Origin of the sequence: Pedobacter aquatilis (genome assembly GCF_032678425.1) — a bacterium.
Taxonomy (GTDB): domain Bacteria; phylum Bacteroidota; class Bacteroidia; order Sphingobacteriales; family Sphingobacteriaceae; genus Pedobacter; species Pedobacter aquatilis_B.
The window spans coordinates 338,445-352,873 of sequence record NZ_JAVTSG010000004.1; the positions used below are offsets into that span (position 1 = coordinate 338,445).

Consider the following 14,429-nt stretch of genomic DNA (forward strand, 5'->3'; position numbering starts at 1 on the left):
AATGAAGAAATTATACAAATCGAACATACTTATATTATGTGTTGCAGCAAGTATTTTTACGGCATGCACCGGAAATAATACAGCGGAAAATGAGAAACCAGCTGCTGTTCAAAAAGATAGCTTAACAAATTATGTGGCACAACGTTTACCAATTTACGAACGGGTAAAACTTACAACCAACATTAATAGCTTAAGCATCAGCGATCGTAAGATTTTACCATTGCTCATTCAGGCGGCAGAAATAATGGATGAACTTTTTTGGAAGCAAACTTACCCTCAAAAAGATAGTTTGCTGGCAACAATTAAAGATGAAAAAACCAGAGATTTCTTCAATATAAATTATGGGCCTTGGGATAGATTAAACAACGATAAACCTTTCGTAAATGGTGTTGGGGCTAAACCGGACGGCGCTTCGTTTTATCCGGCAGGAATAACCAAAGAAGCAATTGAAAAATCGAACCTAAAAGATAAATTTGGTGCGTATTCGGTAATTAGAAAAGATACTACAGGCAACTTAACCTCAATTCCGTACCATGTATTATTTGCTTCAGAACTACAAAGAGCTTCATCTTTACTGAAACAGGCGGCTTTAATTGCAGAAGATGCAGGCTTAAAGAAATACCTAAATCTTAGAGCGGATGCTTTGGTATCTGATAATTTTACCGCGAGCGATTATGCCTGGCTAGACATGAAAACCAACGGATTGGATATTATTATTGGCCCGATTGAAAATTACGAGGATAAACTTTTTAATGCCCGTACCAGTTATGAGGCTTATGTTTTGGTAAAAGATAAAGAATGGAGTAAGCGATTGGCGAAATATGTTAAACTGCTTCCCGAATTACAAAAGAACTTACCTGTTCCAGCAAAATACAAAGCGGAAACACCTGGTACCGATTCCGAATTAAATGCATACGATGTTGTTTATTACGCTGGCGATTGCAATTCAGGTTCGAAAACAATTGCTGTTAATTTGCCAAACGACGAGAAAATTCAACAAGAAAAAGGTACTCGTCGTTCGCAGTTAAAGAATGCGATGCAAGCGAAGTTTGATAAAATTTTAGTGCCAATTTCAAAAGAACTTATTGATGCAGACCAGCAGAAATACATAAAATTTGATGCCTTTTTTGCGAATGTAATGTTCCACGAAGTTGCACATGGTTTAGGCATTAAGAAAACAATTACTGGAAAAGGATTCGTTCGCGAAGCGTTAAAAGAACAATATAGTTGGTTAGAAGAAGGCAAAGCTGATATTTTAGGCTTATACATGGTTACAGGCCTGCTTAAGAAAAGCGAACTGCAAGGCGATATTAAAGATTATTACACAACTTTTATGGCGGGCATTTTACGCTCGGTTCGTTTTGGGGCAGCAAGTGCGCACGGAAAAGCCAATATGCAATGCTTTAATTATTTTAAAGAAAAAGGGGCTTTTGAGCGTTCGGCTAAAGGTTCTTATCGCGTAAACTACGATAAATTTGCAACGGCAATGAACGACTTAAGTGCCTTTATCATCACGCTACAAGGTAATGGCGATAAAGTAGCCGTAGAAAAAGCACAAAAGGAAAAGGCAAATATTTCAACCGAACTTCAAAATGATTTAGATAGATTGATGAAGAAAAACATTCCGGTTGATGTTGTTTTTGAGCAAGGCGTTGACGTACTTGGCGTGAAATAATACTCATAAATAAATTTTTAAGCCGCAGGTTTTACAGATTATTTACTGTACACCTGCGGTTTTTTTATGCAGTAAATTTTGTTAAATAAGCCTGACAGTAGCGGAAATACTTTTGGTTCTCCGTACTTACGAAGTTTAAAAAGGACCTTAGAGAAGATACTTCGTAAGTTTAACCAAAAGATTGCAGCGAATGGCAGGACTGATTTTGCCATTAACTACTGGCTTCAACTTTCTAATATTCCTAATAATTTTAAAATCTCTGTAACCTTTTAAAAAAACGGTCGTCTTACTTATAACTGAGCAAAAGAAACCTTTCAGTTTCTGAACTAAACTTTTAAAATAAAGCTTGCGATTGAAACCCATGAAAATGGTGTTATGGAAATTGTTTTGCATTTTTTTAAACTGAACAAACACAAAAACCAAATGAAAAACCTATACAAAACAGCAATATTATTAGCGTCAATTTTTGCTTCAATGCAGGGATTTGCTCAAACAAATCCGAAGGCAAATGTTACCGGAATTATTATAGATGAAAATAAAAAGCCAGCCGATTATGTAACGGTTGTACTTTATGCCGCAGCCGATTCTAGCGTGGTTAAAACTGCCTTCACCGACCCAACAGGCATATTTAATTTCACAGTAAATACAAAGGGAAATTACTTTTATAAAGCAAGTAGCATGGGTTATGCAGCAATAAAAAGTAAAACACTTACACTTGGCGATGAGCAAAAAATAGATTTTGGAACAGCTCAATTGGTTTCTACAAGTCAGAATTTAAAAGAAGTTACAGTTGCGGCAATGGTTCCGTTAATTGAGCGAAAAATGGATAGAACGGTTATGAATATTTCTAATAGTTCAACCGCTGTTGGCTCAACCGCTTTAGAGTTGCTTCAAAAAGCACCAGGCGTAAATGTAGATCAGAACGATAATATTTCGATGCTTGGCAAACAAGGGGTAATGATTCAGATTGATGGCAAACAAACTTATATGAGCAATGCCGATGTGGCTACCTTGCTGAAAAGTATGCAAAGTTCGGAGATTGAAACTATTGAATTAATTACAAATCCCTCGGCTAAATATGATGCAGCAGGTAACTCGGGTATTATAAATATCAAAACCAAAAAAAATAAAGGTGGCGGTACAAATGGTAGTGTAAATGCAGCCTTTGGCAGAGGCCAGCGCTTTAGGAAAAGTGCTGGCGGAAGCATTAATCACCGTACAAAATCTGTAAACTTATTTGGCAATTACAGCTATTATAATAATGTTCGATTTACCAATTTAACAATTGATAGAATTGCTAATGCTTCCGCAGGTGATAGGTATTTCTCTCAACTAAGTGAATTCGAAAGAAAAAATGATGGACATAATTATAAAGCCGGAGCAGATTTTTTCTTAAATAAAAACAATACAATTGGTGTTTTAATAAGTGGTTATAATGGAACAAGCGATGAAGGTTCTATAAACAAAACAAATATTGGCGCATCTTTTTCGCAAAGAGATTCTTCTGTTTTAGCCAATAATATCATCCGTAATAAATACAGCAATATTTCATACAACCTCAATTATAAATCTGTTTTGGATACCGCAGGGCAAGAATTAACAATTGATTTGGATTATGGCAGATACAAAGGAGATGATAATGCTGATTATGTAAGCGACTATTTTTTTAACAATGGAAGCTTGATTCGCCCAACAGTTATCACCAGAAATATTACACCATCAATTATAAACATTAAGGCTTTTAAGGTTGATTATGCCTTGCCATTAAAAAAGCAAATGAAATTAGAAGCCGGATTGAAAAGCAGTTGGGTAACTACAGACAATAATCTAATTGCAGAACGATTTGTAAATAATAGCTGGCAAAACAACCAGCTGTTAAGCAACCAATTTGTTTATGATGAAAATGTTAATGCGGCTTATGTAAACTTTAACAAGCAGTTTAAAGCAACCAGTATACAGTTAGGCTTAAGGGCTGAGCAAACTAACTCGAAAGGAAACTCTATAACGACTAACAAAGTAATCGACAGAACATATTTGGATTTCTTCCCAAGTGTATTTATTAACCAGACTTTGGATAAAAACAACGACATCAACCTGTCATACAGTCGCCGAATTGATAGACCAAGTTACGATGCCTTGAACCCTTTTATTTATTTTCTCGACCAATATACCTATAACCAAGGTAATCCATTTCTAAATCCACAGTACACCAATAATTTTGAATTTACTTATCTACTTAAAAAGAAATATTCTGTTACCTTGAATTATAGCCGTACAACCGATGTAATTACTGAAGTATTGCTTCCTGATAATGAAAAGCAAGCTTTGTATCAAACCAATGAAAACATTGCCACACAAAATGCATATTCGCTAGTGTTAAACGCGCCAGTAAAATTTGTAAAATGGTGGAATAGCAATAACAGCTTAAACATTTTTCACATCGGCTTTAAAGCGCCAGATTTAGCGGGCCAAAAACTCGATAATAAAAGCACCTCTTTTCAGTTCAAATCGCAGCATACCTTTAACATTCAACCCGGTTTATCGGCAGAGCTGATGTTTAGATACGACAGTCCGGTAACCTTTGGTGTAATGGAAATCGGCACCAGGTATGGCTTTGATGCAGGTTTTAGTAAATCGCTTTTTAATAAAAAAGCAAGTTTAAAACTGGCTGCGAACGATATTTTCAATACACAGATTAACAGAATTAAAAGTGCCTTCCCTGGCTTATCCTATTCACTTAATGGCAATAACGACAGACAATATGTTAGTTTAAGTTTCACCTATCGTTTTGGTAGTAATGAAATTAAACCAGCCCGTAACAGAAGCACAGGTTTAGAAGCCGAACAAGGCAGGATGAAGAATTAAGATTGGCTTAATTTAAACCGTCATTTCGAGCGGAGCCGAGAAATCTTTGAAAATTGTAATTATTATTCACATAAAGATTTCTCCATTTCACTGCGTTTCAGTCGAAATGACGGATATGAAAAAGGGCGATGTTTCCATCGCCCTTTGCTATTATTTACTCAAATACATTGATTTATCTTTGTAAAGCTTGCGGAAGTATGGGTCTTCCAAATCTTTTATGAAGCGAATGGCCTCACCTGTAGATTTCATTTCAGGACCTAACTCCTTCGCAACTTCAGGGAATTTCTCATAAGAGAAAACAGGCTCCTTAATTGCATAACCTTGTAATTTACGTTCGATGGTAAAATCTTTCAATTTTGCTACACCTAACATAATTTTAGCAGCGATATTGATGTAAGGAACATCATAAGCTTTCGCGATGAATGGAACTGTTCTAGAAGCTCTTGGATTAGCTTCGATTACGTAAACCTTCTCATCTTTGATTGCAAACTGAATGTTTAACAAACCACGTACATCTAAAGCTTTTGCAATTTTAATAGAGTATTCTTCCATTGCTTTAGTTACCTTTTCAGATAAACTGAAAGTTGGTAATACCGCAAATGAATCTCCAGAATGGATACCTGCAGGCTCGATGTGTTCCATCATACCAACAATGTGAACATCATCACCGTCAGAAATCGAATCAGATTCTGCTTCTTCTGCTCTATCTAAGAAATGGTCAATTAACACACGGTTTCCAGGTAAATCACCTAGTAATTTAACCACAGCTTTTTCAAGGTCTTCATCGTTAATTACAATGCTCATTCCTTGTCCGCCTAAAACGTAACTCGGGCGAACCAAAACCGGATAACCAACCTCGTTTGCTACAACAATTGCTTCTTCAGCATTTTCGGCAACACCGTAACGCGGGTAAGGAATATCTAATTCTTTTAACAAATCAGAGAAACGACCACGGTCTTCAGCGATATCCATATTTTCGAAAGATGTTCCGATAATTTTGATGCCGTGTTGCGTTAATTTCTCAGCCATTTTCAAAGCGGTTTGTCCGCCTAACTGAACAATTACTCCTTCTGGCTTTTCTAAATCGATAATCTCACGTACATGCTCCCAAAACACAGGCTCGAAATATAATTTATCAGCCATGTTAAAATCTGTAGAAACCGTTTCAGGGTTACAGTTAACCATAATGGCTTCTATGCCCGATTCTTTTGCCGCTAACAAACCGTGTACACAAGAGTAATCAAATTCGATACCTTGACCAATACGGTTCGGGCCAGAACCCAAAACGATTACCTTTTTCTTATCAGATGGAATCGATTCGTTTTCCTGGTCGAATGAAGAATAGTAATATGGGGTTTGCGCTGGGAATTCCGCAGCACAAGTATCAACCATTTTATATACTCTGTTGATGCCTAAAGCCTTACGTCTATCATAAACTTCGTCTTCAGTAACATTTCCTAGCAACCAGGCAATCTGCACATCAGAGAAACCTTTTTGCTTCAAGTTAAAGAAGAAGTCTTGAGGAATATTGTTTAATGAATATCTTTTTAATTCAGTTTCTAAAAGAACTAAATCCTGAATTTGATTTAAGAACCATTTGTCAATTTTAGTTACCTTACGGATAGATTCTAAAGGTACGCCCATTGTCATGGCATCTTTTATTAAGAATAAACGGTTCCACGAAGCATGCTCCAAACCGTCCATAATTTCTTCGATATTGCGTACTTGTCTGCCATCAGCACCTAAGCCTGAACGGCCAATTTCTAAACTCTGACAAGCTTTTTGTAAAGCTTCGATGAAAGTACGACCAATTGCCATAACCTCACCAACAGACTTCATTTGTAAACCAAGCTCTTTATTTGCGCCTTTAAATTTATCGAAATTCCAACGTGGAACTTTAACGATAACGTAATCTAAAGTAGGTTCGAAATATGCTGAAGTTGTTTTTGTAATTTGATTTTCGATTTCATCTAAGTTATAACCGATCGCCAATTTGGCTGCAATTTTAGCAATTGGATAACCTGTAGCTTTACTTGCTAATGCCGATGAACGCGAAACACGTGGGTTAATTTCGATTGCAATAATATCATCGTTAGCCGGGTTAACCGAGAACTGAACGTTACAACCACCAGCAAAAGTTCCAATAGCACGCATCATTTTAATTGCCTGATTACGCATTTCTTGGTAACAACGGTCAGACAATGTCATAGCCGGAGCAACCGTGATAGAGTCTCCTGTATGAATACCCATTGGATCGAAGTTTTCGATAGAGCAAATAATGATAACATTATCGTTGCTATCTCTTAACAACTCCAATTCGTATTCTTTCCAGCCTAAAACAGCTTGTTCTACTAAAACTTCGTGAGTTGGAGAAGCTTCTAAACCGCGTTTAAGTGCCGCATCAAATTCTTCTTTTTTGTGCACGAAACCACCTCCCGAACCACCAAGTGTATAAGAAGGACGGATTACCAATGGAAAACCGATTTCTTGAGCAGCCTCTTTGCCTTCTAAAAATGAGTTGGCAATTTTCGATGGTGCTACGCCTACACCTATATCAACCATTAACTGGCGGAAAGCTTCGCGGTTTTCGGTTTTTTCGATTGCATCAACATCAACACCTATAACCTTAACACCATACTTTTCCCAAACACCACGTTCTGAAGCCTCTACACAAAGATTTAATGCAGTTTGACCACCCATTGTAGGTAATACGGCATCAATTCTTGGCAAATCTTCATTCGCGATATGGTCTTGTAAAATAGCTTCAATCGAATCAACAGTTAAGGGACGCAAGTAAACATGGTCGCCGATAACTTTATCCGTCATAATCGTAGCCGGATTAGAGTTGATGATTGAAACCGTAATCCCTTCTTCTTTCAAAGATAGGGCCGATTGAGAACCCGAGTAATCAAATTCGCAGGCTTGACCAATAATAATTGGGCCTGATCCGATAATTAATACTGAGCGTATGGAAGTGTCTTTAGGCATGATAAGCTTAATACAATAATTAAAATTCTAAAGTTTGTAATCCTTTTCAGGTGAAGAAGCAAGGAGGTTTTTTGCTTTTAAGGAGGAAAATCCCAACTGTTCTGTCGGGATGCAAAGATACACCTTTGGAAATTATTTTAAGCCAATTTTCTGAAAATAAAAAAGAGGATTTAATAAACCCTCTTTTTAAACTTTTCTTTTGCAAAAACAGCTATTGCTGTAATTTTATTTCGCCCAAATCAGTTGTAGAACTATCTTTTACGGCAACGTTTTCAATAGCGGCATCTTTATAAGGTGCATTACCCTTAATCCAAACTTTGTATACGCCTTCTTTTAGGTTAGTAAAAGTAAAAACACCTTGATTTAAGTCGGCTTTTAGCGTATCCGTTCCGGCTACAAGCGCTACAGCTGCAACGCCATCTGCAGGCGTAATTTTTCCGGTTACCCCACCAAGTTTTATATTGGTAAAGGCAAAAATTGTAACAGTTAACATCAATAATGCCACAATAAATATATTTTGCTTTTTCATAATTCTATCATCGGTTAAATTTTACCATTTATCAAAAGTTAAATAGTGTTAAATATAAACGGGCAAAAACCTAAAAAGTTTTAAATAATGAAGTGTAATTTACACACTGTACCAATTCTTATACAACAAAAAACTGTCCTTAAATGATAATTTGACCAAGATTTTCATCCTAGTCCAAACATTTTAATCCGGTTTTAACGCTCACGTCATGTTTAAGTCACGAATGAATGAATTGAATGTTATTGGCAACAATGTTGTAATAAGCCTATCGTATTTGCGTTTTGTAAATACTTTAGAGTTCGATCTAAAGCTTCCTCAGCGGCTTAGTTACCCGCACAGAGGATTTCTTCATAAATAGTTTGTTTGGTTTATTATCCGGTCAGAGGAGCCCTCCTCGACCGGATTTTTTCTTTAATACGTTTTTGTTTCTATTTTTGAAACACATGACCATTGCTTCAATCCCTTTCTTCGATTTTTTGATTGACCAGTTTTTACACACCTCGGTTTTAGAGTGGTTTGCCGTAATTACCGGCTTTTTATGCATTTATTTAGCTGCAAAAGAAAGCATTTGGAACTGGCCAATCTCGATAATTAGCGTTACCTGTTACGGTTTTTTATTCTTCAAAGAAGCCATGTATGGCGACATGACCTTGCAGATATATTTCTTATTTACAGCTTTTTACGGATGGTATTTTTGGTTCAGCAAAAAAGAAGAAGTTCAAAAACCGATAACATTACTAAAAACCAAAGGTTGGCTTCTAGCCATTTTATTCATAATTGTACTTAGCGGCTTACTGGGTTGGTTTATGGCAAGTTATACCAATAGTACAGTGCCTTATGCCGATGGATTTTGTACCTCGGTAAGTTTTGTAGCACAAATTTTGCTAACCAGAAAAGTATTACAAAATTGGCTATTATGGGTGTTTGCAAACATTTGTTATGTACCGCTTTTTATATACAAGCATTTAAATTTAAGTACAATATTATATTTTGTATTAATCATTATTGCGTACAAAGGTTATCTAGATTGGAGAAAAACGTATCGTGAACAAGCAAATTAAAAAGATAGCTATTGTTGGACCGGAAAGTACCGGAAAATCTACCATGTCGAAGTATTTGGCAAGGCATTATAACGTTTCGTGGGTACCTGAGTATGCCCGCTATTATTGCGCCAACCTCGAAGCTCCGTACACATTGCAAGATGAGTTGAATATGTATTATGGGCAGATTGCCTTGGAAGATGCCATTCTGAATATAACCAAAAATGATTTTATAATTTGCGATACAACCTTTATCACCGTAAAAATTTGGAGTGATGAAATGTTGGGTGCAACCCCTCAAATCGTTTTGGATGCGTTGCCAGAAAGACCATATGATTTATATCTTTTGATGGATATCGATTTGCCTTGGCAAGACGATCCATTAAGGGATTTCCCTCACCAACGAGAATACTTTATGCAAATTTGGCATAAGGAATTAAAAGCTCTAAACGCAAATTACAAAGTAATTAATGGCTTGGGCGAGCAACGCGAACAAAATGCTATCGCCGCCATTAATAATTTTTTAGACTTATAGATTTCGGAAAGCTAAGCCTGTATTAGATAGGTCAATTTCTTCCCGCCCCCGCTTCTGCCCCAACGAAAAAGTTGGGGGCATCTCGCTATGGTCGGGTTTAGGTGGCCAAATAGGAGCACTGTTTAAAGCAAAAAGCAGGACTACCTGAACCTAAAACCCACTGCAACTGCTTTTCAAAAAAAAGATAAGCGCATATTAAACAATCATTAACATATTTTTCTACATTTGCCACATCATTAGGGGTGCCTTGTTTTAAATAACACAAAAACAGGCTGAGATCATACCCATTTTGAAGCAGAAAGAGGAAAGCAAAAAGCTGAAAGCTCTGGTTAATTACCAAGCTTTGGTCTTTAAGCTCTAAGCCTTTAGCTTTAAATGCACCTGATCCGGGTAATGCCGGCGTAGGGATTGGAGTTATGGAAGTTTAACTGAAATCGGGAGTACCCCTATTTCCGATGGGTTTAACTAAAAACAAAAACATTGAAAAAACTACTTTTTGCAGTTTTAACTGCAATGCTGCCTTTCTTTGCATGGGCACAATTTTCTGTTACCGGAAAAGTAACAGACAACAATCAAAAGGCCTTGCCGGGCGCTACAATCAAGGTCAATAACACAAAGATTACGGTTTCGAGTGATGAAAATGGAAACTTCACTATCGGTAATTTATCCAACGGCAAATATGTAATTAGTGCCAGTTACATTGGTTATAAATCAATTGAAAATTCCATCGATTTAAACCAGAACCAAAATTTAAACTTTACTTTAAATGCTCAAAATTTTCTTGCTGATGAGGTTATTGTTAGAGCAACTAGGGCGAATGAAAAATCGGCAACTACTTACAAAAACGTAAGCAAAGCAGAAATTCAGGAAAATAACTTCGGACAAGATTTGCCTTTTATTTTGCAAAACACACCGGGTGTTGTGGTAAATTCTGATGCGGGCGCCGGCGTTGGCTATACCGGAATTCGCATCCGCGGTAGCGATAACAGCCGAATAAATGTTACTGTGAATGGTATTCCAATAAACGATAGCGAAAGCCAGGGTACCTTTTATGTAAACATGCCCGATTTCGTTTCTTCTGTAGATAACATTCAGATTCAACGTGGTGTAGGTACATCTACAAATGGTGCCGGTGCTTTTGGCGCAAGTTTAAACATTCAAACTACTGCCAGCGAGTTGGAACCTTATGCAGAAGTTAATACCACTTACGGTAGCTTCGACACCTGGAAAAATACCGTTAAAGTAGGTACTGGTCTAATCAATAATCGTTTCAGTTTTGATGGTCGCTTATCCAGAATCAGTTCTGATGGTTATGTAGATAGAGGTTCATCTTTACTAAAATCTTACTTTTTATCAGGAGCCTACCACGGAAATAAGGATTTACTTCGAATTAATGTTTTTGCTGGTGCGGAGAAAACGTATCAATCGTGGAATGGTATTCCAGAATCGAGGTTAAATAATGATGTTGCCGGAATGCAGGCTTACATTGTTAGAAATGAATTGAATGCAGAAGATGCGGCCAATCTTTTAAACTCTGGCAGAACGTATAACAGCTTCACTTATAATAATCAAACCGATAATTACTGGCAAAATCATTATCAATTAATTTACGCAAGGCAACTTACCGATAAGTTTTCTTTTAACGGTGCTTTGCATTACACACAAGGCGAAGGTTATTACGAAGAATACAGAGCAAACAATAGGTTAAGCGATTATGGTTTAAATCCAGTTAATATTGGTGGCACAACAATTTCACGTACCGATTTAGTTCGTCGCCGATGGTTAGATAATGACTTTTATGGCGTAACCTATTCCTTCAATTATGTACCAGAAAAAAACCTAAACTTTACACTTGGCGGTGCTTACAACGAATATAAAGGTGCGCATTTCGGACAAATTATTTGGGCGCAATATGCATCAAATGGAAATATCGACAGACATTATTATGATAATGAGGGCTTTAAAACCGATTTCAATATGTATGGAAAAGTAAATTATAGTCCGGTTGAGGCTTTGAGTTTATTTGCCGATTTGCAATACCGCCGCGTGTACTACGATATTTTAGGAACGGAGAATAAATTAAACTTTTTATCTATTAATGATAAACTAAATTTCTTTAACCCTAAAGTTGGCGCTACGTATTTCATCAATACAGAAAGTAATTTATATGCCTCATTTAGTGTTGCCAATAAAGAGCCAAACAGAAACGATTATACAGATGCCGCAGTGGGCACATTTCCTAAAGCAGAGCGACTAAACGATTTAGAATTAGGCTATCGTTTCAAAAATAACAAGTTTAATTTAGGCGCAAATGCTTACGGAATGTTCTATAAAAACCAGTTGGTTGTAACCGGAAAAATTAATGATACTGGCGGTAATTTTCGCCAAAACGTTGATAAAAGTTACCGTTTAGGTATCGAATTAGATGGCTCTTACATCATCAATAAATATTTTGCTTTAAACGCAAATGCCGCTTTCAGCAGAAACAAGATTAAAAACTTTACTGAATATTATGATGATTACGATAATGGTGGGCAAGTTGTAAACAATTACCAACTGACTGACATTTCATTTTCACCAGCTGCTGTAATTTTTGGTGAACTTGTTTATAAGCCTGTAAAAGGTTTTGCAATTGCCTTACAAAGTAAATATGTAAGCAAACAATATTTAGACAATACGCAAAATAACGACAGAACAATTAATGGCTACTGGGTTAGTAATGCACGTTTAGGCTACGACTTTAAATTCGCTGGTGTTAAAAATGTAAACTTAGGTTTATTAGTGAATAATCTGCTAGATAAAAAATACGAAAGTAACGGCTACACTTACGGCTATCTTTTGGGTGGAAGCAGAACTACAGAAAACTTTTATTTCCCTCAAGCGGGTACTAATTTCTTGTTAAATTTGAATGTTAAGTTTTAAGAAAAAACCATAAATTTCGTCATTGCGAGGCACGAAGCAATCTCATACGAGAGAAAGATTGCTTCGTGCCTCGCAATGACGAGTTTAGTAAAAACCCTGTTTAATCTGATATGAAATACATAGAGAAGCTACAATACATCACACATGATATTCCAAATTTTTCTCATGTAGAGCAAGTACAACTAGCTTGCGAAGCTGGTGCAAAATGGATTCAATATCGCTGTTTAAACAAAGCTGATGATGAACTTTTAGCAGACATAAACGCCATTGCTGAAATTTGCGATGATTGGGGTACTACGCTGATTGTAGCCGACCACATTCACTTAAATGGCAAAGCCGATATTCAAGGTTTCCACATCGAAAACATGAATGCAGATTTCATTGCCTTACGAAAACTTGTTGGCAATGATGTAACTTTAGGTGGCTCAGCAAATAATATAGAAAACCTAATTCGCTTAGCAAAAGAAGGAGCAGATTATGCCGGTTTCGGTCCATACACCACAAGCAAAACCAAACCAAACAATTATCCGAACATCAGTATAGATGATTATAAAAAAGCTGTTGCTGAGCTAAATCATCTAAATATAAATCTTCCAGTTCTAGCTGTTGGCGGCATTACTTTATATGATGTTGAAGCCTTAATGGAAACGAACATTCATGGAATTGCAGTATCTGGCGCAATTAATTTTGCCGATGATTTTATTGAAGCTTATCAGGATTTTTACGACAGTGTTCAAAGCTTTAAAAAATAAAAAATCGTAATTCTAAAATCTGAAATTAGTTTATCTTCGCAATATGTCTTCACACCATATTGTAAAAGAAAAACAAGAACCGGCCTTGTATATTGATGAGCTAGGTAACTTCAATGAGGAACTTTTGGGTCAACTTCTGGAATGGAGCCCAACACTTTTGGTTAATGGAGATAATTACGACAAAATTATTTCTCTTGGCTTAAAGGTTGATGTTTTAGTTAATGGAAATGACCAGCAAGTACAGGAAGACACCAAGATTGTTCAAGGTCCGGCTGATGCTTTTATGGTAGCCATGAATCACCTTGTGGGAGAGAAATATCCTGCCGTAAATGTAATTACTGCAAAATTCGATTTAGAAAAGTTTGCTGGTTTTGAAGATGAAATAAATTTAGTTGTTTTCACCGAGAGGGCTAAACACTACCAAATAAAATCTGGCTTTTCAGTTTGGAAACCTGCCGGAAGTGAATTTTTAATTCATGGAAATTCTTACTTAGAAGTAACCAACTTAATGCAAACAGAAGAAGAAATTTTTGTGGTTGTTAATGATGGTTTTGTTGATTTTACTTTTTCTGGTCGCCCAATTTTTATTAGTGAGCCTTTGTTATGATTACATTAAGAAAAGCAAAAGAAGAAGATATTGAAATCATCAGAACGATTGCTGAAAATACCTGGCCAAGCGCATACCTCGAAATAATTGGTCAGGCACAAATCGATTTTATGTTAGCGAAAATGTATAACCGAGGCGAGTTAATAAAACAACTTATGGATGGCCATACTTTTTTAATTGCTGAAGATGGTGAAAAACAGTATGGATTTGCTGGCTACTCAATAATCAATCACGAGGATAGAACCTACAAACTGCATAAGCTTTATGTTTTGCCATCGGCACATGGCAAAGGCATTGGCAAAATTTTAATAAATGAAGTATTTAATCAAGTAAAAAACTTAGGCGCATCGGCATTACAACTCAATGTAAATAAGAGTAATAAAGCAAAAGATTTTTACTTAAAAGGTGGTTTTACCATTAAAGAATCTGTAAAACTAGATATTGGCGATGGTTATTTTATGGATGATTACGTGATGGAATATAAGTTTTAATATAGTATCTAACACGATCGTCATT

Annotated in this window: 10 protein-coding genes; 8 read left to right on the top strand and 2 right to left on the bottom strand. The window is 36.4% G+C overall.

Annotated elements, in window-relative coordinates:
• The first annotated feature begins 1 nt into the window (after position 1).
• Both R2Q16_RS14925 and R2Q16_RS14930 read left to right on the top strand, forming a co-directional pair.
• Positions 2-1,675: a dipeptidyl-peptidase 3 family protein gene (locus R2Q16_RS14925; RefSeq protein ID WP_316738042.1), complete on the top strand. Its 1,674-nt coding sequence runs from the start codon at positions 2-4 to the stop codon at positions 1,673-1,675.
• Positions 1,676-2,098: 423 nt separating this feature from the next.
• Complete coding sequence (locus R2Q16_RS14930; protein WP_316738043.1) at positions 2,099-4,540, top strand: outer membrane beta-barrel protein; 2,442 nt, start codon at positions 2,099-2,101, stop codon at positions 4,538-4,540.
• Positions 4,541-4,690: 150 nt separating this feature from the next.
• Here the strand turns inward: R2Q16_RS14930 and carB are convergent, their stop codons facing one another.
• Positions 4,691-7,528, bottom strand: coding sequence for a carbamoyl-phosphate synthase large subunit (gene carB / locus R2Q16_RS14935; protein ID WP_316738044.1), 2,838 nt, complete (start codon positions 7,526-7,528; stop codon positions 4,691-4,693).
• 211 nt (positions 7,529-7,739) lie between these two features.
• Positions 7,740-8,057, bottom strand: a complete 318-nt coding sequence (locus R2Q16_RS14940; RefSeq protein ID WP_316738046.1) for a carboxypeptidase regulatory-like domain-containing protein — start codon at positions 8,055-8,057, stop codon at positions 7,740-7,742.
• 443 nt (positions 8,058-8,500) lie between these two features.
• Between R2Q16_RS14940 and pnuC the strand changes: the two genes are divergently transcribed.
• The 6 genes from pnuC (at position 8,501) to R2Q16_RS14970 (ending at position 14,404) form a co-directional block, all read left to right on the top strand.
• Positions 8,501-9,118: a nicotinamide riboside transporter PnuC gene (gene pnuC / locus R2Q16_RS14945; RefSeq protein ID WP_316738047.1), complete on the top strand. Its 618-nt coding sequence runs from the start codon at positions 8,501-8,503 to the stop codon at positions 9,116-9,118.
• On the top strand, positions 9,102-9,632 hold the full coding sequence (locus R2Q16_RS14950) for an ATP-binding protein (RefSeq protein ID WP_316738049.1): 531 nt from the start codon (positions 9,102-9,104) through the stop codon (positions 9,630-9,632). Before pnuC ends, R2Q16_RS14950 begins: the two co-directional genes overlap by 17 nt.
• Before the next feature lie 480 nt (positions 9,633-10,112).
• Positions 10,113-12,554, top strand: coding sequence for a TonB-dependent receptor (locus R2Q16_RS14955; RefSeq protein ID WP_316738052.1), 2,442 nt, complete (start codon positions 10,113-10,115; stop codon positions 12,552-12,554).
• 110 nt (positions 12,555-12,664) lie between these two features.
• Complete coding sequence (locus tag R2Q16_RS14960) at positions 12,665-13,306, top strand: thiamine phosphate synthase (protein ID WP_316738053.1); 642 nt, start codon at positions 12,665-12,667, stop codon at positions 13,304-13,306.
• Between the two features lie 43 nt (positions 13,307-13,349).
• Positions 13,350-13,913, top strand: coding sequence for a thiamine pyrophosphokinase (locus R2Q16_RS14965; RefSeq protein ID WP_316738055.1), 564 nt, complete (start codon positions 13,350-13,352; stop codon positions 13,911-13,913).
• Positions 13,910-14,404 (top strand): GNAT family N-acetyltransferase, encoded by a 495-nt coding sequence (locus R2Q16_RS14970; RefSeq protein WP_316738057.1) that lies wholly within the window; start codon positions 13,910-13,912, stop codon positions 14,402-14,404. Before R2Q16_RS14965 ends, R2Q16_RS14970 begins: the two co-directional genes overlap by 4 nt.
• The last annotated feature ends 25 nt before the right edge of the window (positions 14,405-14,429 follow it).